Source organism: Occallatibacter savannae, assembly GCF_003131205.1.
GTDB classification, from domain to species: Bacteria; Acidobacteriota; Terriglobia; order Terriglobales; family Acidobacteriaceae; genus Telmatobacter; species Telmatobacter savannae.
In genome coordinates this window covers 838,718-862,398 of sequence record NZ_QFFY01000001.1, presented here as the reverse complement: position 1 = coordinate 862,398, position 23,681 = coordinate 838,718, and the positions used below count along the sequence as shown (strand labels likewise).

18 protein-coding genes are annotated in these 23,681 nt (G+C 61.2%); 11 read left to right on the top strand and 7 right to left on the bottom strand.

Annotated elements, in window-relative coordinates; translation table 11 throughout:
• Positions 1–125: 125 nt before the first annotated feature.
• Positions 126–1,697, top strand: coding sequence for a carboxylesterase/lipase family protein (locus DHV10_RS03780; RefSeq protein ID WP_109484954.1), 1,572 nt, complete (start codon positions 126–128; stop codon positions 1,695–1,697).
• A gap of 203 nt (positions 1,698–1,900) precedes the next feature.
• Here the strand turns inward: DHV10_RS03780 and DHV10_RS03775 are convergent, their stop codons facing one another.
• The 3 genes from DHV10_RS03775 to DHV10_RS03765 form a co-directional block, all read right to left on the bottom strand.
• Entirely contained in the window at positions 1,901–2,107 is a 207-nt protein-coding gene (locus DHV10_RS03775) for a hypothetical protein (protein WP_109484953.1), read from the bottom strand.
• Between the two features lie 150 nt (positions 2,108–2,257).
• A complete protein-coding gene (locus DHV10_RS03770; RefSeq protein ID WP_109484952.1) occupies positions 2,258–2,761 on the bottom strand; it encodes a peptidoglycan-binding domain-containing protein in 504 nt (167 codons plus the stop codon).
• 327 nt (positions 2,762–3,088) lie between these two features.
• Positions 3,089–4,747 (bottom strand): trypsin-like peptidase domain-containing protein, encoded by a 1,659-nt coding sequence (locus DHV10_RS03765; RefSeq protein WP_109484951.1) that lies wholly within the window; start codon positions 4,745–4,747, stop codon positions 3,089–3,091.
• A gap of 281 nt (positions 4,748–5,028) precedes the next feature.
• Between DHV10_RS03765 and DHV10_RS03760 the strand changes: the two genes are divergently transcribed.
• Positions 5,029–6,492: a M20/M25/M40 family metallo-hydrolase gene (locus DHV10_RS03760; RefSeq protein ID WP_239461274.1), complete on the top strand. Its 1,464-nt coding sequence runs from the start codon at positions 5,029–5,031 to the stop codon at positions 6,490–6,492.
• A gap of 111 nt (positions 6,493–6,603) precedes the next feature.
• Here the strand turns inward: DHV10_RS03760 and DHV10_RS03755 are convergent, their stop codons facing one another.
• Complete coding sequence (locus tag DHV10_RS03755; RefSeq protein WP_239461273.1) at positions 6,604–8,853, bottom strand: TolC family protein; 2,250 nt, start codon at positions 8,851–8,853, stop codon at positions 6,604–6,606.
• A 281-nt stretch (positions 8,854–9,134) separates the two neighbouring features.
• On the opposite strand from DHV10_RS03755, the gene truA reads away from it, so the two are divergent.
• The 5 genes from truA (at position 9,135) to DHV10_RS03730 (ending at position 15,003) form a co-directional block, all read left to right on the top strand.
• Positions 9,135–10,034 carry a tRNA pseudouridine(38-40) synthase TruA gene (gene truA, locus DHV10_RS03750; RefSeq protein WP_239461272.1) on the top strand — a complete coding sequence of 300 codons (900 nt, stop codon included), beginning with the start codon at positions 9,135–9,137 and terminating at the stop codon, positions 10,032–10,034.
• Between the two features lie 62 nt (positions 10,035–10,096).
• Positions 10,097–11,368, top strand: a complete 1,272-nt coding sequence (locus DHV10_RS03745) for a M20/M25/M40 family metallo-hydrolase (protein WP_109484950.1) — start codon at positions 10,097–10,099, stop codon at positions 11,366–11,368.
• Between the two features lie 21 nt (positions 11,369–11,389).
• Positions 11,390–13,120, top strand: coding sequence for an amidohydrolase (locus DHV10_RS03740; protein WP_109484949.1), 1,731 nt, complete (start codon positions 11,390–11,392; stop codon positions 13,118–13,120).
• Between the two features lie 134 nt (positions 13,121–13,254).
• A complete protein-coding gene (locus DHV10_RS03735; RefSeq protein ID WP_109484948.1) occupies positions 13,255–14,184 on the top strand; it encodes a DMT family transporter in 930 nt (309 codons plus the stop codon).
• A 213-nt stretch (positions 14,185–14,397) separates the two neighbouring features.
• Positions 14,398–15,003, top strand: coding sequence for a hypothetical protein (locus DHV10_RS03730; protein WP_109484947.1), 606 nt, complete (start codon positions 14,398–14,400; stop codon positions 15,001–15,003).
• A 26-nt stretch (positions 15,004–15,029) separates the two neighbouring features.
• On the opposite strand, the gene DHV10_RS03725 is transcribed toward DHV10_RS03730, so the two are convergent.
• The 3 genes from DHV10_RS03725 to DHV10_RS03715 all read right to left on the bottom strand — a co-directional run bounded on the left by DHV10_RS03725 (position 15,030) and on the right by DHV10_RS03715 (position 18,699).
• Positions 15,030–17,690: an ABC transporter permease gene (locus tag DHV10_RS03725; protein ID WP_109484946.1), complete on the bottom strand. Its 2,661-nt coding sequence runs from the start codon at positions 17,688–17,690 to the stop codon at positions 15,030–15,032.
• Complete coding sequence (locus DHV10_RS03720) at positions 17,687–18,016, bottom strand: PadR family transcriptional regulator (RefSeq protein WP_109484945.1); 330 nt, start codon at positions 18,014–18,016, stop codon at positions 17,687–17,689. The genes DHV10_RS03725 and DHV10_RS03720 overlap by 4 nt, the downstream gene beginning before the upstream one ends.
• 92 nt (positions 18,017–18,108) lie before the next feature.
• The gene (locus DHV10_RS03715; RefSeq protein ID WP_109484944.1) at positions 18,109–18,699 is read right to left on the bottom strand and encodes a hypothetical protein; all 591 of its coding nucleotides are present in this window, start codon (positions 18,697–18,699) and stop codon (positions 18,109–18,111) included.
• 191 nt (positions 18,700–18,890) lie between these two features.
• Between DHV10_RS03715 and DHV10_RS27930 the strand changes: the two genes are divergently transcribed.
• The 4 genes from DHV10_RS27930 to DHV10_RS03700 all read left to right on the top strand — a co-directional run bounded on the left by DHV10_RS27930 (position 18,891) and on the right by DHV10_RS03700 (position 23,651).
• Complete coding sequence (locus tag DHV10_RS27930; RefSeq protein ID WP_275425889.1) at positions 18,891–19,178, top strand: SulP family inorganic anion transporter; 288 nt, start codon at positions 18,891–18,893, stop codon at positions 19,176–19,178.
• Between the two features lie 23 nt (positions 19,179–19,201).
• Positions 19,202–20,566 carry a SulP family inorganic anion transporter gene (locus DHV10_RS27925; RefSeq protein ID WP_275425888.1) on the top strand — a complete coding sequence of 455 codons (1,365 nt, stop codon included), beginning with the start codon at positions 19,202–19,204 and terminating at the stop codon, positions 20,564–20,566.
• 84 nt (positions 20,567–20,650) lie between these two features.
• Complete coding sequence (locus tag DHV10_RS03705) at positions 20,651–21,007, top strand: PadR family transcriptional regulator (protein ID WP_109484943.1); 357 nt, start codon at positions 20,651–20,653, stop codon at positions 21,005–21,007.
• Between the two features lie 4 nt (positions 21,008–21,011).
• Complete coding sequence (locus DHV10_RS03700; RefSeq protein ID WP_109484942.1) at positions 21,012–23,651, top strand: ABC transporter permease; 2,640 nt, start codon at positions 21,012–21,014, stop codon at positions 23,649–23,651.
• Positions 23,652–23,681 lie beyond the last annotated feature (30 nt).

Sequence of the window (23,681 nt, the reverse complement as noted above, 5' to 3'; positions counted from 1 at the left end):
ATTCGGGTCATTGTCGGAATCATAATCGGCTCTGAGGCTCTGCACATCTCTCATGTTCGGCATCTGCTTGAAACTCCTGCGCATCCTGGTCCGTCCTGATAAGGTATCTCGCGGAGGAATTTCAAATGTTTTTTCGTACGCAGGCGATGTGTGCCTTGGCGGCGGGGCTGATGATGGGACTCGCAGCCGGCGCGCATGCTGATTCATTGAAAGTGAAGACGGAGCAGGGAAAGGTCGTCGGCAAGACGATCAACAACGGTAAGGTTCGCGCATTTCTTGGGCTGCCCTATGCTGCGCCGCCGGTAGGCGATCTACGCTGGAAGGTTCCGCAGCCCGCGGCGAAGTGGAAGGGCGATCGCGACGCGACGAAGTTTGGCGCGCACTGCGCACAGGGACGCGTGTTCGACGACATGGTGTTTCAGGATTCGGGGCCCAGCGAAGATTGCCTGTTCCTGAACGTGTACACGCCTGCGGATGCGAAGAAGAATGCGAAGCTGCCGGTGATGTTCTGGATTCATGGCGGCGGCTACTCGGGCGGCGGCAGCAATGAGCCGCGGCACAATGGCGACTTCCTCCCGCTGAAGGGCGTGGTGCTGGTGACGATCAACTACCGGCTGGGTGTCTTCGGGTTCCTGGTTACGGATGAGCTGGCGAAGGAGAACAACGGCTCTGCGGGGAACTATGGGCTTGAGGACATGGTTGCCGCCCTGCAGTGGGTAAAGAAGAATATCGGCAACTTCGGCGGCGACGCGAACAATGTGACGATCTTCGGCGAGAGCGCGGGATCGTTTGCGGTGAGCACGCTGATGGCGTCGCCGATGGCGCAGGGACTGTTTGCGAAGGCGATCGGCGAGAGCGGCGCGGCGTTTCCGAGCGCGCTGAACCTTGGCGGCGAGAGCGTGAAGGAGCGCGCCGAGGTCGATGGCAAGTGGATGACGGGAGCCGGAGCGAAGGATATCGCCGCGCTACGCGCGATGACGACCGATCAGATTCTGGACGCGGCAAAGAAGAAGGGGACTACCGGGTTTGCGCCGGTGATCGACGGGAAGTTTCTGAGCGAGCCGGTGTCGGAGACGTTCGCAGTCGGCAAGCAGGCGCACGTTCCGCTGATGGCAGGATGGAATGCCGATGAAGGCAGCTTCTACGCGATGCGCGGCATGAAGGCTCCGCAGTGGAAGGAATTCGCGACCAAGCAGTTCGGAGATCGCGCCGAGGAGTTCCTGAAGCTGTATCCCGGCGATACGGATGAGCAGGCGCTGCGATCGGCGATTGATTTCGGTAGCGATCAGTTCATCGCGTTCGGTACGTGGAAGTGGCTCGAGGCGCATCGCAAGACTGGCGGGGATTCGCCGGTATATCGGTACCACTTCGAACTGGCGGCGCTGCCGAGCAAGTATCACCCGGGAACGTTCGCGTTTCACTCGGACGATATCGAGTATGTCTTCGGGACGCTGGATACGCGACCCGGCGAGACGGTTCGCGACGAGGACCGGAAGCTGAGCGAGGCGATGATGACCTACTGGACCAACTTCGCAAAGAAGGGCGATCCGAATGGCGAGGGAGTGCCGAACTGGCCGAAGTACGATACGACCGACAACGGCATCATCCATCTGAACAGCCCGATTACGTCAGGACCGGATCAGACACGGGATCGGTACATGTTCCTGCTGAAGGGAATTCCGCCGATGCGGTTCTAAAGAGCAGGGAATAAGGATTAGGGAGTAGTGAGTAATAAGCTCACTGCTCCTTTTTCTTTTTAGGGATTTGCGACGAAGAAGGGGGATAGCAGAACGTTTTGCTTCCGAAAACGCGATTGGCCGCTCGGAGAGCCTCGCAGCGGCGGATGTGCAGCGCTGGGACGGTCTGAGCAGCCAAAAGGGGAAAGGAAACGGATGATGCGTTAGTCGGGGATGCCGACGCTGGGTTCGACGCCTTGCTGCGTCATCACTTCCAGCCAGTCCTTGTTGAGTTCGCCCAGAAGCTGGGCGATCGAGTGTTGAAGCTTCTTCGCTGCGACGGTGTGCTTCTCGGGGCCGATGTTGCGCGCGACCATCGTGGAAGTGTCCTGCAGAGCCTGAACGAGTCTTGCGTGGTCGACCTGGGTCATAAAAACTCTTCTCCGGTGAATTGTCGGATGCGAGGAGGTGGGCAAGAAGTTGCCTGTGGAAATTTCTGGGGCGTAATTTAGCCGACGTAAACAAGCAGACATGAAGAAGGCCGCCTCTGAGGCGGCCTGGTGTTCGTTTGGGACCTGGATTTAGCGGTTCACGCCGGAGGCCGCTGCAAATCCGGCTGCCTGGGAGGCGGGGAGCTCGCCAGCGAGCTTGGGATCGGCAAAGCTGGAGCCAGATGCGTTGATGGCGTTGGAGTAATCCGGCCCGAGGCCGAGCTTTTTGAGAGCGCGGGAGTCGGGGGTCAGCCTGGTTTGCCAGCCTTGGTCGCCCTGGAACTTCTGCATAGCGGCGACGGTGGCACTGTCCCACTGTCCGGTGGGTTCGCCGGTGAGGTAGTGCTCGCGGATGAGGGCCTGCTGAATCTCGATGGCGCGCGCGGTGTCGATGCCTTGCTGCCCGCGAAGCTTTGCTTTGCGTGACTTCGAGCCTTTGCGGGACTTTGAGCCGGCTTTGGCGCTGTGGGCCGAGGTACGCGCGGTGCGGGCGTGCGGGCTGGAGGATTTCTTGTGCGTTGGAGTGGCCAGGGCCGACGCTCCGGCGATGGATGCCACTAACAGAAACGCCAGGCCTGCTCGGGATAAAAGCATGCAATAGACCTCGATGATTAGATTCCCTGGACGTTGGAGGGCATTCTATCCGAACGTCCACTGAGTGTGCCACAAAAAGCGCGTGGCGCTGATTGAGGCGGGATGGTGCGCGAAACGAAAGTTCAGAGGCCGTGACTAAGGTTCAGATGTTCTATATGCACTTTCGGTTGGAGGGCACGGGCCGGTCTGTGACGCGGGTCTCAGGGAACTCGACCCACCTTGATTGGACGCGATTGGCGGAATGAAGTTCCGGTTCCCACCCTAAACCGCAAGAGCAGCGGTTTAGGATGGGTCACCCGTTTTTGGTCAAAGTAGTTGAAGTGATGCTTACAGTGTTCCGCCTATGTAGTTGATTCCGTTTTCTGGATGACGCGGATCGAGGACTTCGAATACCACGTCGTCTCCGGTTTTGAGACCCTTGACCACGGCGTCGAACTGGTCCTTGGTGCCGGTGGGTTTCTTGTTGATCCGGACGATGACCAGGCCGGGTTCCAGGCCTTGCAGGTCGGCAAAGGAGCCGGTCCGCACGGACTGGATGATGACGCCCGAGGTGTGGATCTTCTGGGCGGTCTGGTCGGTGATTTGGCGTACGACGAGGCCGAGCTTCTCGCCCGCGTCGCTGGTGCTGTCGGGATTAGCTTCTTCCTTCTTGCCAATTCCTTCGCCGAAGACCTTGTCGCGATCACCTACGGTGACGGTTGCGTCCTGCGTCTTGCCGTCTCGCATGAAGCCAAGGCGAATGCTGGAGCCGGGACGGCGGCTGGCGATGTCGTTGACGAGATCGTCGCCATCCTTGATGGAGCGGCCGTCGATGGAGTTGATGATGTCGCCGGACTTAATGCCCGCCTTGTCGGCCGGCCCGCCGGGCTGTACCTGCTGCACGAGTACGCCGTTTTTGAAGCCGTAGATGCGATTCACAGCGCCGGAGAGGTTGGAGCGGAACGAGATGCCTATGGATCCGCGGGTGACCTTGTGACTCGGGCTGATGAGGTCGTTGTAGACGGAGACGACGGTGTTGGAGGGCATGGCAAAGCCGATGCCCTGGTACCCGGCAGACTGCGTGTAGATGGCGGTGTTGACGCCGATGACTTCGCCGTTCATGTTGAGCAAGGGGCCGCCGGAGTTGCCGGGGTTGATGGCGGCGTCCGTCTGGAGGAAGTGCTGGAACTGGCCGGCTACGCCGGGCTCGATGGTACGGTTCTTTGCGGAGATGATGCCGGCGGTGACGGTCTGGGCGAGCGCGAAGGGGCTGCCGATCGCTTCAACCCAGTCGCCCACCTGGGCCTGATCGGAGTTGCCCATCTTGACGATGGGGAGCGGGGAACTGCTTTCGATCTTGATGACGGCAAGATCGGTAGCCTTATCAGTGCCGATGACGCGAGCGGGGCGGCCGAGATCCTGTGAGTCGGGATCGGTGGAGAGCTTGACGAAGATTTTGTCGGCCTTCTCGATGACGTGGTTGTTGGTGACGATGTAGCCCTTGGGATCGACGATGAAGCCGGAGCCGAGGGATTCCCGTACCTGGCCGTCGTCGCCGCCATCGCCCTGGTCGGGACCCTGTCCGCCGAAGAAGCGATTGAAGAAGTCCTGGAAGTTGTTCTGACCCTGGCCGCCTTGCCCGCCCTGATCCTGATCGTCGTCATCGGGGTTGTCGCCGGGGTTCTGAGGGTTCGGCTGGACGCGGTTGTGCGGATTGGGCAGCAGACGGCGACCGCCTTTGTTGCCGGCGTTTTTGGGCAGGGTCTGGGTGTTGATGTTGACCACGGCCGGACCTACTGACTTGGCAATTTTGACGAAGGCGTTGGGTTCAGTGGGGGAGTTCACCACTTTGAGCGGGGTGGCATCGCTGCTGTCGCTTGTTCTTTCCTGCCCGCGCACTCCGTGAGCTGCGTAGGAGCCGCCTACGATAGCGGCGGAGAGGATTGCGAGAAACAGGAAGGCGGATGCAAGGCGGTGCGACCGCAGTCGTGCATAGATCGAATTCATAGGTTCGAGGACCTCTTAACGGTTCAGCCTGCCGGCTGGAAATAGAGATAGGGCACCAATGGTAAGTATAGAACCCGGAAGGCATTCCCACCGGGGCTCAGTGATAGACCGCGTGCTCCCTACGGCCTTACGCGTCGGATGCGCAAACGAGCATTGCAGTTACCCCCGGAGCGCCGCGGTGGACGCGCTGCAGTATTAGACGACGAGGAGCGCGAAGGGGGCTAACGCGCAACATGCTAACATCCGGCATGATTCCCCTTGAGAAGTGTTGCAGATTCATTGTGATTGCGGTTGTGTCCGCCGTCGCTTTCAGCGGTGTCTGTGAGGCGCAGGCTGGTGGCGGATCGAGCCAACCGGCGGGAGGGCAGCCTTCGATTCTGGATCGGCTGAACGCCATGATCGGCGGCGGGAAGAGCGCGTGGAGCGACGCGCAGATCGACACCATGCAGAAGCTGCGCGATAAGGCAATGGCCAGCGACTATGCCTATGAGGAACTGCGGCACCTTACGGACAATATTGGGCCAAGACTGAGCGGATCTCCGCAGACGCAGAAGGCAGTGGAGTGGGTTGCGGACGAGATGCGCAAGCTCGGCGCCGAGGTGACGCTGGAGAAGGCCAAAGTGCCGCACTGGGTGCGGGGAGCTGAGGCAGCCGAGCTGACGGAGTGGCCGGGGCAGGCCGCGGGCACGAAGCAGAAGATCGTGCTGACGGCGCTGGGCGGAAGCGTGGCGACTCCGGCGGACGGGATCACGGCAGAGGTTGTCGTGGTGAATGACTGGAAGACGCTGCGGGCGCTTCCGGCGGGTGCGGTGAAAGGGAAGATTCTGCTGTTCAATCACCCTTTCGACAAGGAGCTCGCGGCTACCGGGCACGGGCTCGACGCATACGGGCAGAGCGTGGTGTATCGCGGGGCTGGGCCGATCGCTGCGGCGACCGCCGGCGCTGCGGCTGTACTGGTGAGAAGCGCGGGTGGAGGAGATTATCGGTCTCCGCACACGGGCATGACTGCGTATGCGCCGGGAGTGGCGAAGATTCCTGCAGCGGCGGTGACTGCGGAAGACGCGGAACTGCTCGGGACGCTGGCGCATGAAGGCAGGGTGACGATGCATTTGACGCTGACTCCGCAGACGCTGCCGGATGCGGACAGCTACAACGTGATTGCGGACTGGAAGGGGACAGCGCATCCGGAGCAGGTGGTGATCGTGTCGGGGCATCTGGACTCGTGGGATCTGGGGACGGGCGCGATCGACGATGGAGCGGGTGTCGCGGTTTCGATGGCGGCGCTGGAGCTGATGAAGGAGATGGGCGTCCGTCCGAAGCGCACGGTGCGGATGATCGCGTGGATGAGCGAAGAGGAAGGGTCGGAGGGTGCGGCGCAGTATCTGAAGGACCACGCGGGCGAGATGGCGAACCACGCCGGTGCGATCGAGAGCGATCTCGGAGCGGATCATCCGACGGGAATCTTTTACGCAGGCAAGCCTGAACTCGGGCAGACGCTGAGACCGGTCGCGCAGGTACTAGAAGCAATTGGCGCTGGATCGTTGGTGAGTGCGCCGGAGACGGGCGAGGACATTGCGGGACTCACTGAGAAGGGCGTGCCGAGCTTTGCGCCTATTCAGGACAGCAGGTTCTACTTCAACTACCACCACACGGCAGCGGATACGTTCGACAAGATTGATAAGAAATATCTGAACGAGAACGCGGCGATCATGACGGTGCTGGCGTATGCGCTGGCAGATGAGTGAAGCAGGGGACGAGGGGACAAGGTTAAAAGGAGACGAGGGGACGAGATGTGAGACGAAAAGGCCCGGCGAGTTTGCCGGGCCTTTTGTTGTGCTGGATCGATCTGCTGGGCTCTACCGCTGAGGTTGAGGTGTTGAAGACGGTGGAGTCGTTGGTGCCGCGGGTGTTGCCGGCTGCTCCGGTTGCGTCTGGTCTGGCTGAGGCTGGCCGGGTTGGGCAGGCATGGCGGCGGAGCTGCCGGGCTCCTGACCGGGGGCGGCGGGCTGCACGCCAGAGACGATGGGAGCCGTGTTGACCGTTCCCTTGGCGGCATCCTGCAGATTGATCCCATAGTGCTGAAGCGTGGTGGACAGCACCTGATAGAGGCTGGCGCGCGCTGTTGCGAAGGCTGCGTTTGCGGCGATCAGATTATTTTCCGCAACGGCCAGGTTGCGTTCCTGCTGCAGAACGTTGGCCGTTGTCGAGGCTCCGAGGTGGAGCTTCTTCTGCTCCGCATCGAGGCTCTGCTGAGCATAGTCGCGGGCCGCGAGAGAGGCCTGCACCTGGGCCCGATCGTTGGTCAGCGCGAATTGGGCGTTGACCACCTGCATGCGGATCTGCGTGTAGAGCTGAGCGAGGCGGAGTTCAGCCTGGCGGTACTCCATGAGCGCGCGCGCCTGCTGCGCTTGCGCTTCACGATTCCGCAGAGGAATGGTCATGCTGAAGCCCATTCCCTTGTCCGGCGCGGTGCTGTTGAAGAGATTCGTAAGCACAGAGCCGTAACCGTTCGAAGGAAAGGTTCCCGGAGGATAAGGGCCGCCGGTCCTGAAGTTCAGTGCGTCTGGACTCTGCGAGCCGCCCAGAGCGGCCGAGCCATAGAAGCCGTACACGTCGAGGGCGGGAAGTAGGGCATGCTTTGCGCCGCGCAGCGTGATTTCGTCGTTACGCAGCGTCAGGGCCGCCTGTTCGAGTTCAGGACGATTCTTGAAGGCGTTCTGCACGAGATCTTCGATCGGCTGCTTCTCTTCGTCGATCGAGTCGATCTTGATGCGGTCGGTGGGAATGACCGGCGCTGTCGCGAGCCTCTGGTCGTTGAGGTTGCGGGCGATGGCCTGCTTGATGATCTGTTGCTGGTAGTTGAGCGTGTTCTGCGAGGCGGTGAGAGCCTGCTTGTCGGTCTGCACCGTCGAGTCGGCCTGCACCACGTCGAGCGGGGCCATGGTGCCGATCTCGAGCTGCTTGTGCGTGTCTTCAGAGAGCTTGCTGCTCTGGGTGAGCGCGCGCTGCTTTGCCTGCACGTCTTCGTATGCGCTTACGAGACCCCAGTAGATGCCCTCGACCTGATTGACGGTGTAGAGGATCTGCTGGCGGAACGAAGAGTCGGTGATGCGGCGGTCGTTAATCGCCTGGTACATGAAGCGCTTGTTGATCCAGATGCCGGCGCCCTGCAGCAGGTGTTGCGTGACCGTCGCCTTGAAGGTGGAGCTGAGTTCGGGGCTGTACACGGTGAACGGGCTATCCGTCGTGATGCGGTTGTTCACGATGTTTGCCTGTAGCGCCGTGCCGGTGACGAATCCCTGGTTGTAGCCGAAGTTGTACTGGTTCGTATTGGTCGTCAGCGAGGTCTTGCCGCCAGAGAAGAGGGTGTTGGCCTGCGGCTGGCGGGCGCGCTCGAACTGGATGGTACCGGTGATATTGGGATCGAGAGGCTCAGGCAATGGTCCTGCGCCCGCGGTGGTCAACGTGAGTCCGTTGACACCGGAACCCGCGCCGCCGGAGCCGACTGTTGTGCCGCCGGGACCTCCGCCAGTTTGGAGAATCGAAACCGATCCGCCGAGAGTGCCGGTTACGAGTCCTGAAGGTGCGCCGAGAGGAGTTGCGCCAGTGCGGGTGCGCAGAATGTCGGTATCGGCGATGTCCAAGTCGTAGCGCGCGATCGCGATGTCGTAGTTGTTCTCAATGGCGAGCGCGATCGCGTCAGAAAGGCTGAGGTAGATCTTGCCGTCCTTGACGAGGTTGTCGAGGCGAACCGAGTTCGCGAAGTTGGCCTTGGGAATGTCGGTGGGACGATAGATGTTGATCGGGTTCCCGAGCAAGCGACCGGCGGGCTTGGAGAAGTCGCGATTGGTGGGACGAAGGCTGAAGGGTTCCGTCAGGTTTGGGTTGGGGGCTTGCGGAAGTTGCGAAGCTTCCTTTTGCGGCGCGTTGGTTCCGGCGCCCTTCACTCCGCCCGACTGCGTTTCCTGTGCAAATCCCGGGGGCACGACCGATGCCAGCGTCAGCATCACCGCCGCGGCAGCGCGCAAAGAATCCGAGGCGCTCCCGTTTCTGTGACGAGCGGTGATTGTATTGCTTTCAAACACACGGATACCGAACAATTGCATGATTCCTCTCCACGAGTCGCTGAGGCATGTGGGGTGCCGTTCTACATGACGTCCGGAAGGCAATTCCGGACGCAAATTTGTGATTCTGCGCGGCGATTTCCTCTTCCCGTGCTTCGAATGACCATTGGGTCACTTAGGATTACGCGCACCGCGGTAAGTTCGTTCCCTCTTGCAGGGCACTTCGCGCACAAGCTGGCACGAAAAGCTGAGTATATCCCACGGCGAGGAGCTAACCGGATGGCCCCTTTTGGTCAATTAACCTGTTAACAACACAGGTACCCGTGACGGAAATCACCCAAGCCGAGCTGCAACAAAAGCAGACCTGGAAGCTGACGCTCGCATATGACGGAACGGACTTCCACGGCTGGCAGGTTCAGCCAGAGAAGCGAACGGTACAGGGCGAGCTGCAGGCGGCACTGGGACGGCTGGTGGGAGAGGCGCCGCTGCCGCAGGGGTCGGGACGGACTGATGCGGGAGTTCATGCGCTGGCTCAGGTGGCGAGCTTCGAATTGCAGGCGCGCATACCCGCGACGAATCTGGTTCGTGCACTGAATCGGACACTGCCCGGTTCGATCGGAGTCCTGGATGCGGCTGTCGTGCCCGATTCGTTTCACGCGCGGCATTCGGCGGTGGCGAAGACGTACGAATATCGTGTACTGCCGATTGAGCCGGCGGCGGACCAGATTTGTTCACCGTTCCTGGCGCGCTATGTATACCCGTACTCGTGGAGAGTGAATCTGGATTTGCTACAGAGAGCAGCTGCGGCTCTGGTGGGCGAGCACGACTTTCGCAGCTTCGCAGCTTCGGATCCCGATCTGGCGACGAGGGCCGGCGTGGAGGGGGCAGGAGAGGCGGTTGCGACAGAACCGCGCACTGTAAGGACCATCTTCGCGTCGGAGTGGCGCGAGGAGACGCGAGACGGATTTCGGCTACTCATATATCGCGTGCGAGGCAATGGATTCCTGCATCACATGGTTCGCAATCTTGTGGGCACGACGCTCGATGTGGGGCGAGGGTACTTGGGGCTGGAAGAGATTCCGCGGATTCTTGGGGCGCGGGACCGAGCCGCCGCTGGTCCAACGGCGCCGGCGCGCGGACTTTTCCTGCATTCGGTGGAGTACTCGATGATGTTTCGGGAAACGGAGTTTAGTTCGAACCATGGAGCAAGCGTCAGTTACTAAACTCTGTGTCCCGCATCAGGCAGCTCATTTGAACGCCTTTTGTCCTGCTAACCTTGGAGTGGATGCCGATCTTCTCTCGTAGTTCAGCCTTCGCGCGCGTCACCTCGCTGGCGAGCCAGCGCCCCGTGCACGCTGCGTTCACGTGGCTGCACAACAATCCGAAGACACTGATGGATTTGCAGACGGAGCTTGTCGTCATCCCCGCGCCGCCATTTGGAGAGCAGGAACGGTCGAAGTGGGCGGCAGAGAAATTCAAAGAGATCGGGCTTGAGAACGTGCAGGTGGATGCGATTGGAAACGTGATCGCGTTCGTTCCCGCGCCGCACCTGCCACCCGAAAGCACGGGGCACGTCGTGGTGCTCTCGGCTCACATCGATACTGTGTTTCCCGCAGGGACTCCGCTGATACCCACACTGACACGAGAGGACGGAGCTTGCCGGTTGGCAGCGCCGGGGGCGTGCGACAACGCCGCGGGAGTGATCGGCATGCTGGCGTTGGCTGAAGCTCTGCTGCAGGCCAAGGTGTGTCTGCCGGTTCCCGTTGTGATTCTGGCCAATGTCGGGGAAGAGGGCGAAGGCGACCTGCGCGGCGTTCGATACTTCTACGAGCGGCGCGAACTGGCTGGGCGCGTGGCAGCGCATGTTGTGCTGGATGGCGCAGGTGCGGATTCCGCGGTGTCCCAGGCGCTGGGCAGCAGACGCTTCCAGGTTTCGATCAAGGGGCCGGGAGGACACAGCTTCACCGATTCAGGGACGCCGAATCCGATTGTGGCGCTGGGAACTGCGATCGCCGCGCTCGCGCGAACTCCGGTGCCGGAACGGCCGACGACCACATTGAATGTGGGCACGGTGCAGGGCGGCACAAGCGTCAATTCGGTTCCGGAGAGCGCGACGGCTTCGATAGATTTCCGGTCTACGAGTTCGGATGAGCTGCTGCGGCTTGAGGTAGCGCTGCATCGTGCGGTCGAAGACGCAGTGGAGCAGACGAACGCTGCGGCGAAGAACGCGGGCCCTCGTAATCGAGGCGCGCTGACATTCACGATCGAAAAGATCGGGGACCGGCCGGCGGGAGCGCTGGCTGCGGACTCTCCGGTGCTTGAAGCACTGCGTGCCGTCGATCGGCATCTCGGGATACAAACGGATCTGCGGCTGGGATCGACGGATGCGAACATTCCGATATCGCTGGGCGTTCCAGCGTTGTCAGTAGGCGCGGGCGGCGATGGAGGCGGGGCTCATACGGTGGCTGAGTGGTACTCCGACAAGAATCGCGAGATTGGCTTGCGGCGCATTCTGCTGCTGATCCTGGCGCTCGCTGAGTGGGCGGCCGAGCAGTAAGTGCTCTGATACACTGCGCGCATGCGCACCAACTTTGCTCTGCTTGCTGTGGTGTTTTCCGCGTGCATTCTGGCAGCTGCTCAGACCCCGGCGAGACATGCGACTCCGCAACATACGAAGAAAGCTGCCGCGGTTACGGCAGGCGCTCCGGACGATCTCTTCTTCAATGGCGTGATCTATACAGGCGAGGGATTCGCCGACGACAAGCCGCGCGTTGTGGAGGCGATGGCGGTGTCGAAGGGGAAGATCGTTGCGGTGGGCACGACAGCGGAGATCACGAGGCTCGCCGGACCGAGCACGCATCTGCACGATCTCGACACGGCGCATACGCATCACTTCATCTTTCCGGGATTTAACGATGCGCACACGCACCTCGGCGAGGCCGGGCGCGAGAAGCTCAATGTGGACCTGCGCGGGACAGGGTCGCTGGCGGAGATGCTTTCGCGCATTCAGGCGGCTGCGGCGGCGGCTCCGGCCGGTCACTGGCTTACGGGCGGAGGTTGGGATCACACCTTGTGGAAGGAGAAGGTGCTGCCCACGCGGCAGGATCTGGACAAGGTGACGGGCGATCATCCGGCGTTTCTGTCGCGCATCGACGGGCACATTGCGATTGCGAACACCGCGGCGCTGAAGGCGGCCGGTATCACGGCGCAGACGAAGATGCCCGAGGGCGGCGCGGTGGATCTGGACAAGGACGGAGAGCCGACGGGAATTGTGCGTGAGTCGGCGCAGGAGTTGGTGGAGAAGGTGATTCCGCCACCCACGCATGAGGAGCGTCGCAAGGGCGATGAGCTGGCAATCGAGGATGCACTGGCGCACGGGGTGACGAGCGCGCAGGACAATAGCGCCTGGGAAGATTTTCTGGTGTACGAGGAGATGGAGAAGGAAGGGAATCTGCACCTGCGGATTTCGGAGTGGCTGCCGTTTGCGGCGCCGCTGGAGGTGTTGAAGGCGCACCGCGCGCATCACGATGCGAACGATGCGATGCTGCATACGGGGATGCTGAAGGGGTTCATGGACGGGTCGCTCGGGTCGCACACAGCCGCGATGAAGGCGCCCTACTCCGATGATCCGAAGAACACGGGACTGCCGCAGTACACGCAGGAGCGGCTGAACCAGATGACGGTGGAGCGGGCCAAGGCGGGGTTCCAGATTGGGTTTCATGCCATCGGTGACAAGGCCGTTTCGATGGCGCTCGATGCCTTCGCACAGTCGGGTGTTCCGGAGACAGCGCGGAATCGCGTTGAGCATGCGCAGGTGGTGGATGCTCCGGACTTCGCGCGCTTCAAGAAACTGGGCGTGATCGCGAGCATGCAGCCGAATCACCTGATGACGGATGTGAACTGGGCGATGGACCGCATCGGGCCGGAGCGCGCGAAAGGCGCGTATGCGTGGAAGAGATTCGTGGATGCGGGCGTGCCGCTGGCGTTCGGGACCGATTATCCGGTGGAGCCGATCACGCCGTTCCGCGGATTGTTTGAAGCGGTGACGCGCACCAATGAGTATGGGACCAAATCCTTGTCTTTGGAGAACAAGCTCACGCGGGGTCAGGCCCTGTACGCGTACACGCAGGGTTCGGCGTATGCGGAGTTTGCGGAGAAGCACAAGGGAAACCTGACGCCGGGGTTCGACGCGGATTTCGTGATTGTCGATCGCGACATTTACAAGCTGAGGCCGTCGGCGGTGCTGGAGACGCAGGTGCGCCAGACCTGGGTGGCGGGGCAGCAGGTGCACTCGTCATCGGCACAATGACCCGATGACATCCTGGTCTCCCATGTCTCCGAAACCAGGAAACATGGGGCACCCGGGTTCAGTCCACAATCTCGTTCCCACCCTAAACGCAAAAGACGCGTTCAGGATGGGGTACCCCAAACTCTGGATCTGAGATGAAAGCTCGCGCATACATCCTGATGACGCTGGTGGTCGCTGTGTGGGGGTCGACGTTTGTCGTCATCAAAGGCGCGTTGAGCGACGCAACGCCGGTGGCATTCAACCTGATCCGCATGACGCTGGCATTCGTGCTGCTCGCGGTCGGATACCACCGGGCGTGGGGGTCGATCAAGCGATCACAGATCGCGGCGGGTGCACTGGTGGGACTGTGTCTCGCGGCCGGGTATCAGTTCCAGACGATCGGCCTGGTCCGGACCACTCCTTCGAAGTCGGCGTTTATCACGGGGCTGGTTGTCGTTCTGGTCCCGCTGTTTTCGATTCCGCCTGCGCTCAGGCCTCCTGGAGCGCGCGCTCCACGATGGAACGCGTTTGCAGGTGGGGCGATGGCATTCGCGGGAATCGTGCTGATTACTGCTCCGCCGGCTGCCGGGGCCTCGGGATCGCTGGCGTCGTTTCTGCCGGACTTCTCCTCGATCAACGTCGGAGACGTTCTGACCCTGGGCTGTGCGATCTCGTTCGCACTTCACTGCATCGCGCTGGGGCATACATCGCCTCGTATTTCGTTTCAGCCTCTAGCTATTTTGCAGGTGGGCTTTTGCGCCTTGTTTATGGGGCTAAGCCTGCCGTTGATCGAGCATCCTCATGTGCACGTGACGGGTCGGCTGATCTTTGCTCTGATTGTGGCCGCGGCACTGGCGACGGCTGCGGCGTTCTCCATCCAGAGCTGGGCCCAGTCGATTCTGCCCACCACGCCGATGGCGCTGATCCTGGCGCTGGAGCCCGTCTTCGCGTGGATCACGTCTTTTGTGGTCACAGGAGAGCGGCTGGGGATGGTTCCAGCCGTCGGTGCCGTTCTCATTCTCGCTGGGATCGCGGTAACGGAGCTGATCCCGCAGCCCCATGTGCCGACTGCCCACGAGGCTTAGGCTCGCCGAACCATTGCATTCAGGTGAAGCGGACCGCCATTTTCAGTGGAGCGCAAATGTTGCCCAATCTTTGTAGCTGGGCCAAAGCGGCAGAGACCGAACCCTTCCCAATCAAGCTGAGCAGCTACTAACCTCCATTTTGCGTGAGGCCAACACTTGTTGAAGCGATACCGAAAGTCTGGCCCGCAAATCAGCTTGAGAAGGATTGAACACATGAGATTGAAAACTGCATTCCCCAGCATCATTGCAGCGGTAGCCATCGCGGTCGTTTCGACCGGTGCGTCGGCACAGCAGACAAAGACACTCTTCACGGGGCGCACGACCGTGAAGCTTTCGAGCACATTCACCGGCGCACTCAGTTCTCTGAATGTTTCTGTAGGCCGTGTCTTCCCAACTGAAGTCGAAGACGGAGCAGCGACGTTTCCGGTGACGGGAGGCGCCATCGACCTGGATACAGCAGCCGGCAACATTCTGCACTCTGGCGGTCTGACCCTGAAGGCGGGCACAACGAAGGTAGCGCTGCAGAGCTACATCATCGACACAACGGGCAAGCCGGTCATCACCGGGCTTGTCGTCGTGAACGGAAAGCTCATCGGACGTTATCCGCTGTTTGACATCAAGCTGCCCGCCGGCTTCTCGCTGCCGCTTCATCTCAACGAAAACAGGCTGGCGCTGAAGGGTGTCGGATTGACGCTCGACCCGTGGGCTGCGAGCGCTCTGAATGGGGTTTTCGGACTCACGGGCTCTAATGCAATCCCGGCGGATGGAACGTTCCCGATCGGCACCGCGCAGGTGGTGGCCTACGGAGCGGGTTGGTAAGACACGACTCCCCAGGTCCCCGTTTGCTATTCCGCTCTGAGCGTGCTCATTGGGTCGGCGCGGGCGGCGCGGCGGGCGGGGGCATAGGATGCAAGCAGCGAAACGATCAGAACCAGGAGAGTGACGCTGGCCAGGATCATGGGGTCGGCTGGTCGCACGCCAAAGAGCAGAGTCTGCAGAACGCGGCCGAAGCTAATGGCGAGCAGGACTCCCAGGATGATGCCGGGTATGGCTAGTCGGGCGCTCTGCGCGAGAACCATTCTCAGCAGAGCGCCTCGTTGCGCGCCAAGCGCCAGGCGCAATCCGAACTCAGGTGTGCGTTGGGCAACTGTGTATGCGATGACGCCGTAGGCACCGATGGCCGCGAGTAGGATTGCGAGACCTGCAAAGAGGCCAACCAGTGCGAACGTGAACCGCGGCGTTGAGATGGAAGCATCTGCTACCTGATCCATCGACTTCACGTCAGCGACAGCGAGCTCAGGATCGAGACTGTGGATGGCGCTGCGCAGCCCGTCGGCAGCTTGCCGCGGATCGGATTGGGTTCGCAAAGCGATGGACATGTCGGGCTGCGAGGACTGGTACTCCGACATCCAGAAGGCAGGTTCCGCGGCGGTGCTGTTCGGCTGGTCCTTTACATCGCCGACAACGCCAACCACTCTCAGCCAATCGGTGTCTTTCTTCGGATTGTCGTCGAAGCTGACGCGCTTGCCGACTGCATCTGAGCCGGGCCAATATTTCTGAGCCATTGCGCGGTTGATGATCAGCACCTGCGGCGCGTGCTTGTTGTCGCCTTCGGTGAAGAGTCGGCCTTCGAGAAGCGGGATGCCCATCGCGCTGAAGTAGCCGGGGGTGGCCATGTGATAGCGAGCATGGTTTCCTTCATTTTCAGCAGGCCTTTTGCCCTCGATGGTGAAGCCAGTGTTCTCGTCGTAGCCGGTCCAGGGCAGATCGCTGCCTGCGCCGGCGCTTACGACGGCGGGGAGCGCGTTGATCTTCGCGGCAAGGCGATCGTAGAACTGCGCTGTCAATTCGCCGGCGTTGTAGCGATTGTGGGGCAGGGAGATGCTCGCGGTAAGAACGTGATCTTCCTGAAAGCCGGGGTCGAGATGCAGAAGGTTGAGGAAGGTGCGGAGCATCAGACCTGCGCCGATGAGGAGGACAGAAGCCAGGCCGACCTCTGCGATGACGAGCGCGCTGCGAATGCGGCCCTGATTGCGGCTCGCGGTGCTGGTGCGCGTATTGTGCTGCAGACCCTGCCTGGGATCTGTCCGGGAAGCCTGCATTGCAGGAGCGAGGCCGAAGAGGATCCCGGTAAGGACGCTGACGATAAGGGTGAACAGGAACACGGGACCGCTGACGTGGATGTCGTGCGCGCGAGGGAAGTCCGAGGGCAGCAGGGCGACGAGAGCCCGGACACCACCGAACGCCAGAGCGAGCCCGACCGCGCCGCCGATCACCGAGATGAGGAGGCTTTCCGTGAGCAGCTGCCTCACAACGCGGATGCGTGGTGCGCCCATCGCCAGCCGCACGGCGATTTCGCGCTGGCGAGCCGAAGCGCGCGCCAGAAGCAAATTTGCCGCGTTCACGCAGGCGATGAGGAGCACAATGCCAACCGCGCCGAGCAGCACGAAGAGCAATTGCCGTGTGGATCCGACGACCTCTGAGAAGAGCGGAACGACGAGCACAGTCCATCCTCTGTCGCCGTTGGGATGCTCACGAGCCATCTGCTGCATCACGGCATTCATGTCGGCGCCGGCTTGATTGACGGAGACACCAGGTTTCAGGCGAGCGATACCTTCAATGAAGTGCGAACCGCGGTTATTAGAATTGCCCGCGAAGGAAAACGGCCACCATACGTCGACACTTTCGCCATAGGCTACCGCGTGATACGTGTTGCCGGGGTGCTCCGTGCCGCGCGGCATGACGCCGATGATGGTGAAGGGCTGCGTATTCAAGGTGACCTTGCGGCCGATTACGCTCGGGTCTGCGCCGAAACGCGTGCGCCACAGGCGATCGCTGATGACGACCTGAAGTCCGTTGCCAGGTACTTCCGCCTGGTAATCGAATTCGCGACCGATCTCCGGCTGAATGCCGAGCACGCGGAAGTAGCCTGATGTAATGCCGAAGCCATTGAGCCGGATGGGCTCGCCTTCGCCGGAAAGCTGCACGTCGCCGCGCGTGAAGGCGGCTATGGATTCGAACGAGCGATTGCGCGCGCGGAAATCCAGGAAATCCCACGGGTTCAGGGAGAATTTCGGAAACTCCTTGGACGACAGGAAAATGCGGACGAGGCGCTCCGGCTGCGGGTACGGCAATCGCTTGAGCATCACGCCATTGATGACGCTGAAGATGGCGCTGTTGGCGCCGATGCTGAGGGCGAGGGTAGCGATCATCACGAGCGCGAATGTGGGATTGGCAATGAGCTGACGTGCAGCGTATCGGGCGTCGTCGACCGTGAGTTCGAGGAAGCTGGTGCCTCGTGCTTCGCGGCAGTCTTCCTTCACTTTCTCCTGCGTACCAAAGGCGAGCCGTGCCTGTCGCTTTGCTTCGTCTTCCGACATTCCTGACCTCATGAACTTCTCAACCTGTTTGTCGAAGTGAAAGCGAAGCTCCTCGTCGAGTTCGTTTTCCATCTGGCTGTGATGGAGAAGAGAGCGTGTTCGAAAACGCAGGTCGTCGAGCATCATGCACCTTCCAGCACCTGGCCGACGGCGGCGGTGAGCTTGCGCCAGGCTTCGGTTTCAACCTCAAGCTGCTTTTTGCCGCGCGGCGTCAATTCGTAGTACTTGGCGCGGCGGTTGTTGTCGGAGGTGCCCCACTTCGCCTTGATCCACCCGCGGCGCTCGAGCCGGTGCAGGGCGGGGTAAAGCGAGCCCTGTTGAATGCTGAGCACATCGCTTGAAACCTGCTGTACGCGCTCTGAGATGGCCCAGCCGTGCTGCGCGCCTGGCTGGAGGGTGCGGAGGATGAGGAGGTCCAGGGTTCCCTGGGGAAGTTCGATGCGATCCGTCAATCTGTTCCCCTTCTACTTCGACAGGAGAATAGACGAGGGTCTTGTCGAAGTGCAAGGGGTCAGGGACGAGCAGCGTTGCGATTCGTCACAAATCAGTGTGTGTCGCCGACCGCGAGGATCTGGAGAAGGTTGAAGTCATCGTCGTCGGGCTTGCGGGTGAATTGGATTCGCGCTTTGACCCTGGCGTTCAGTGAGAGCCGGTTGAGGGAGGCAGGAGGCAGGCTCTTGTAAAACTCCTGCAGCTTGCCGTAGCCGTTTCCGTTGTACTCGCGGATCTTGAACAACGTGAGACTGATCATGCGGGCGGGGCGAGTGCCGGGAGGATAGTTCGGAATCCGAGCAAGATTGACGCCGAGGTTACGGCATCTCGAGTCGTCGCTATTTGTGGTGCGGATGCAGTAGTCGATTGTTGCGCAGCGGCTGGCGGTTTTACCGAGGCAAAGCTTCTGCAAGGGCTCCGGGAGCCAGATGAGGTGAATGCCGTCTTTGGGGATGCCGTTCTCGGGGGCCTGAACGAAGAGCATCTCTTCGAGTTCAGTGGAGCTGGTTTGACTTGGGGCTTGTTCAGCGGCGGGGGCGATCGGTTCGAGATTGCGGGCGTGCGCTGACGGGGTAGCGGTGCAGGCGGCGAGCGTGGCTGCAAGGCAGACGATGAGGCGTGAACGCGGCGGTGTTGTCATCATGGCAGGCAAGATAGATGAGGGCCATTGTGACACAGCTGCTGGAGAATGGCTTAGTTTTCTGAGGGTGCTTCGACGTGGTCGATGGAGGTGAGGTGCAGTTACTCTTGCGCTCCCGGGGTGTCGCAATGCGGCGATCTGCAATCAAAACCGCACTAAAATAGAGGTAACACTCCTGCAAGAAAGCAAGACCGATGTCTTTCAGTAATCCGAACCTGCCCAAGCTGGTCGTGTCTCTACGCCAGTACTCCGCACCCATGTTTCTGCACGATCTGCTGGCCGGCATCACGGTCGGGCTGGTAGCTCTGCCGCTCGCAATGGCGTTTGGCATCGCTTCGGGAGTGACGCCGCAAGCTGGACTTTATACGGCAGTTGTCGCTGGGTTCCTGATTTCGGCGCTCGGCGGATCGAGGACGCAGATCGGCGGCCCGACGGGCGCGTTCGTCGTGATCGTCGCGGGATCATCGCGCGGTTTGGGCTGAGCGGGCTGGAGATGGTCACGCTGATGGCAGGCGTGATCCTGGTCGGGATGTCTCTGACGGGACTGGGCGCGGCGGTGCGCTTCATTCCGCGCACGGTGGTGATTGGATTTACGAACGGGATTGCCGTTCTCATCGCTTCAACGCAGATCAAGGATTTCTTCGGGCTCCGCGTGGGCGCTGTGCCGAGCGAGTTTTTGCCGCGCATGCGGCTGCTCATCGCTCACTTTGCATCGTTGAACTGGGCTGCGGTGGGGCTTGGAGCGGGGGCACTCGCGATCATTTTGATTCTTCAGCGATTTACGCGGCGCGTGCCGGCGTCTATCGTCGCACTGCTTGTCTGTACGGTGGTGTCGGTCGTGTTTCATCTTCACGTGGAAACGATCGGCACTCGCTTCGGCGGGATCCCGCGGGGCCTGCCGCCCTTCGCGATTCCGACGTTTCACGCGGAGCACATCCTGCCGCTGATTCCGTCAGCGTTTACGGTTGCGCTGCTCGCGGCACTGGAGAGCATGCTGTCGGCGGTTGTGGCGGATGGGATGACGGGCGACCGGCACAATCCCAACGTCGAGTTGATGGCGCAGGGAATCGCCAATCTTGCGTCACCTGTTTTCGGAGGCATTCCGGCGACCGGCGCGATCGCCCGCACTGCAACCAACATCCGCGCGGGCGCGCGCACGCCTGTGTCGGGCATGATTCATGCGCTCACGCTACTGGCGGTGCTTCTGGTGGCTGCGCCTCTGGCAAGCTACATTCCGCTTGCGACGCTCGCAGCGATTCTTTTTGTGGTTGCGTACAACATGGGCGAGTGGCACGAGATCGGAACCATCTTCCATCTCGATTTCACGGCCATCTCTGTCTGGCTGGTGACGTTCGGGCTGACTGTGTTCGCCGATCTTACGGTGGCCGTAGGCGTGGGACTCGCGCTGGCTGCGCTGCTTTACATCTATCGAATTTCGGAGACCACTTCCGTTCTGCCGGTGACGGACGATTACATTCGCGACGGGCTGCCGCACTCATTGCAGGGACGAATTATTCCGCCGTATGTGTCTCTGCTGCGCATTCACGGGCCGTTTCTCTTCGGCACGACGGAGAAGCTGGTGGATGCGACGGCGAATATTGAGACTTTCGCGCCGATTGTGATCCTGCGGCTGCGTAACATGACGGCGATTGACGCGACGGGGACACATGCCATTGAGACCTTCGCGAAGCGGCTGGCCGAGTCGGGACGGACGCTTCTACTGTGCGGAGCGATGCAGCAGCCTTCGAAACTGCTTCAGCATCCGCGCTTTCTGGAGCGGGTTGGGCCGGAGAACATCATGCCGAATATCCAGGCCGCGCTCGATCGGGCTCGCGAGCTGCACAGGGCGCATGCGGTGCTCGCGAGCTGATTCAAACCGGCGAACAGGCCGGTCTCCAAATCAGATTTGTTCTTCGTGTTGACAGGCAGCCTCCGTCCGGCGTAGACACATAGCATGTCTACCGTAGGCGATCTACCGGGAGAGGACAGGCTGGAGATGCTGCAGGGAACTCTCGAGGTTCTTATCCTGCGCTGCCTGAAGCTGCAGGCGAACCACGCCTATGGGATTTCGCTGTTTCTGCAGCAGCAGTCCGACAGCGAGTTCGTGGTGGATAACGGCTCTCTGTATCCCGCGATTCAGCGCCTTCTGCAGCGCAAGTGGATTCAGGGACAGTGGAAGACCTCTCCGAACGGGAGGCGCGCGCGCTACTACAGCCTGACTGCGGCGGGGCGGAAGGAACTGCTGAGAGCAACATCGAAGTGGCAGCGGTTCGCAACGGCAATGGCCAAGATCCTCGCATCGGAGGGGTAAGCCCATGCGCGCACTGTGGTCGAAAATCCGGAACGCGTTTGGGAAGCGAAGCACAATCGCCTTGGAACTCGACGAGGAGATGGATGCACATCTCCAGTTCCTGATGGACGAGAATCTGGAGCGGGGGATGAGGCCGGATGAGGCTCGCACGGCTGCTCGGCGGGAGTTCGGGAATGTGAGGTCTGTGCGCGAGAAGACGTACAGGACCTGGCAGTTTCCGAGGCTCGAGTCGTTTCTGCAGGACCTGCGCTACGGGCTGCGCGGCATCTTTCGCACGCCGGTGTTTTCACTTGTGGTGATCCTGACGCTTGCGATCGGGATCGGGGCAAATACGGCGATCTTCAGCACGGTTTATGCAGTTCTGTTGAAGCCGCTGCCGTATCCCGCGGGCGAACGGCTGGTGTGGCTGGGCGAGTCGAGCGCCAAGGCCACGGGGATCAGCGTCACGTGGATCAACTTTGAGCATTGGCAGTCTGACAGCCGTTCGTTCGACGGGATGGCAGGCTTTCAGAATGCCGACCTGACGCTGACAGGCAGGGGACAGGCCTTGCTGACTCATGCAGGGCTGGTGACGAATCGGTTCTTCCAGCTGACCGGTTCACGAGCAGCGCTGGGGCGCCTGTTTACAGCGGCTGACGACAAGGCGGAGAAGCCGGAAACCGTAGTCGTAACGGAGAGCTTTTGGGCGAAGACTCTGGGCGCCGATCCGCAGATCGTGGGCAAGACTCTGACGCTGAACGGCTCCGCGTACGAGGTCGTCGGAGTTCTCGCGAGAGACCCGGGCTTCTTTCTCCGTCCTGTTGACTACTACCTGCCGCTGCGCCCAAGCGCTGCGCAGGCTGCAAAGCGCGATGCACATGGGTCAATGCGCGTGTTGGGGCTGCTGAAGCCGGGCGTGACTTTGGCCGAGGCGCGAACGGACCTGAACACAATTCTCGAACGTCTCGCGAAGGCTGATCCCGGGCCTGAAGACGGCCATCGCGTCTACGCCGCGTTCCTTACAGACGAGCGCACGGAAGGATTGGGCCGCGTATTCGTGATTCTAATGAGTGCGGTTGCTCTGGTCCTGCTGCTCGCATGCGCAAATATCGCCAGCCTTCTTCTGATCCGGATGACGACGCGTGCGAGGGAGATGGCAATCCGGACGGCAATTGGAGCAGGGCGCAGCCGTATCGCTCGGCAGCTTGTGACGGAGACTCTGCTGATCACGGCCATTGGTGGTGCGGCGGGAGTTCTGCTCGCGCATTTCTGTCTGCGCCTGCTGGTGCAGTTTGCACCGCGCGACATTCCGCGGCTTGCGGAAGCGACCTTGAATGTCCCGGTGCTGCTGTTTGCGGCGGCGGTCACGATCGCTGTGGGACTCTTCTGCGCTCTTGCACCGATCTTCAGCTCCGGCGGTGTGAACCTGTCCATTCTGCTGAAGGAGAGCACAAAGGGAGCCGGCAGCAACCGCGTGGGGCATGCAATCCGCGGAGGGTTGGTGGTAGCGGAGATCGCGATGGCGGTCGTCTTGCTGTTCGTCTCCGGAATCCTGATGCGCAGTCTCTACCTTGCTGAGGCGGCAAGCCCGGGCTTTGACTCCAGCGATCTGCTTGCTCTCGAGTTGCAGCTGCCCTCCGGGAAGTACAAGGCCGATGCGGCGATTCTCGACTTTTATAACCGGCTTGAAGACAGCCTTCGGGCGCAGCCTGGAGTTGAGTCTGTCGGCGCTGTGAACTGTCCTCCCGGTGCGGGTGACTGCGGGGACTGGTGGTATTCCGTTGCGGAGAAGCCGACGCCTGCGCGCGACGATGTGCCCCTGACGCTTCTGAATGTGGCTGATCCGCAGTATTTCAATGCGATGAAGATTCGGCTGGTTGCGGGCCGTGGGCCGTCGAGCGAAGATCGTGCCGATGGGCCTGCGGTCGTCATTATCAATGAGGAACTTGCGCACGCTTGGTGGAAGGATGCCCGATCGGCGATCGGCCAACACATCAAGCTGGGCGGCCCGTACATGAAGGGACCTGTGCTGGAGATTGTCGGAGTAGCCGGGAATGTGCCGCAGATGGGTCTGGATAGCGCGCCGTATCCGGAGATATATTTTCCTTCGGCGCAGCGAGTGAGTTCGGGGATGGTTGTGGCGATTCGCACGCATGGTGATCCTGAGCAGGCTGCAGCGATGGTGAGAAGGACACTCGCGTTGATTGATCAAGATGTTCCGATCCAGTCGCTGAAGCCCTTCGACGAGAGGCTCGGAGCGACGCTCAAGCAGCGGCGGTTCATCGCGGTGCTGCTGGCGATCTTCGCGGGCATCGCTGTGCTTCTGGCTGCGATTGGATGCTATGGGGTTCTCAATTACTGGGTGAGCAGCCGGCGACAGGACATCGCGATTCGTATTGCCATGGGAGCCGGAAGTGTGGCGATTGTGCGCCGCATCGGAAGGCAAGCCGCCATGCTGGCGGCTGCCGGCCTGGCGATGGGGCTGGTGGGGAGCTGGCTCGCATCGCGATGGATAGCCAGCATGGTCTTCGGAATTACGGCGCACGATCCGGCGGTGCTGGGTTTCGCTGCTGCTGGAGCGCTGATGATGGTGATGGCAGCGGCGGCGTTCCCGCTGTGGCGCGCGGTCCGCGTGAGCCCGATCGAGACGCTGCGCGAGGCGTAGCGTATCTGCGCGACTAGGCCATCCTCGCCC

Excerpts from the sequence above, each read along its gene's own strand:
- DHV10_RS03765 (WP_109484951.1), bottom strand. The coding sequence starts at position 4,747 with ATGAATTCGATCTATGCACGACTGCGGTCGCACCGCCTTGCATCCGCC.
- DHV10_RS03735 (WP_109484948.1), top strand. The coding sequence starts at position 13,255 with ATGAAAGCTCGCGCATACATCCTGATGACGCTGGTGGTCGCTGTGTGG.
- DHV10_RS03755 (WP_239461273.1), bottom strand. The coding sequence starts at position 8,853 with ATGCAATTGTTCGGTATCCGTGTGTTTGAAAGCAATACAATCACCGCT.
- DHV10_RS03780 (WP_109484954.1), top strand. The coding sequence starts at position 126 with ATGTTTTTTCGTACGCAGGCGATGTGTGCCTTGGCGGCGGGGCTGATG.
- DHV10_RS03725 (WP_109484946.1), bottom strand. The coding sequence starts at position 17,690 with ATGATGCTCGACGACCTGCGTTTTCGAACACGCTCTCTTCTCCATCAC.
- DHV10_RS03705 (WP_109484943.1), top strand. The coding sequence starts at position 20,651 with ATGTCTACCGTAGGCGATCTACCGGGAGAGGACAGGCTGGAGATGCTG.
- DHV10_RS03730 (WP_109484947.1), top strand. The coding sequence starts at position 14,398 with ATGAGATTGAAAACTGCATTCCCCAGCATCATTGCAGCGGTAGCCATC.
- DHV10_RS03740 (WP_109484949.1), top strand. The coding sequence starts at position 11,390 with ATGCGCACCAACTTTGCTCTGCTTGCTGTGGTGTTTTCCGCGTGCATT.
- DHV10_RS27925 (WP_275425888.1), top strand. The coding sequence starts at position 19,202 with ATGGCAGGCGTGATCCTGGTCGGGATGTCTCTGACGGGACTGGGCGCG.
- DHV10_RS03715 (WP_109484944.1), bottom strand. The coding sequence starts at position 18,699 with ATGATGACAACACCGCCGCGTTCACGCCTCATCGTCTGCCTTGCAGCC.
- DHV10_RS03745 (WP_109484950.1), top strand. The coding sequence starts at position 10,097 with ATGCCGATCTTCTCTCGTAGTTCAGCCTTCGCGCGCGTCACCTCGCTG.
- DHV10_RS03770 (WP_109484952.1), bottom strand. The coding sequence starts at position 2,761 with ATGCTTTTATCCCGAGCAGGCCTGGCGTTTCTGTTAGTGGCATCCATC.
- DHV10_RS27930 (WP_275425889.1), top strand. The coding sequence starts at position 18,891 with ATGTCTTTCAGTAATCCGAACCTGCCCAAGCTGGTCGTGTCTCTACGC.
- DHV10_RS03775 (WP_109484953.1), bottom strand. The coding sequence starts at position 2,107 with ATGACCCAGGTCGACCACGCAAGACTCGTTCAGGCTCTGCAGGACACT.
- DHV10_RS03700 (WP_109484942.1), top strand. The coding sequence starts at position 21,012 with ATGCGCGCACTGTGGTCGAAAATCCGGAACGCGTTTGGGAAGCGAAGC.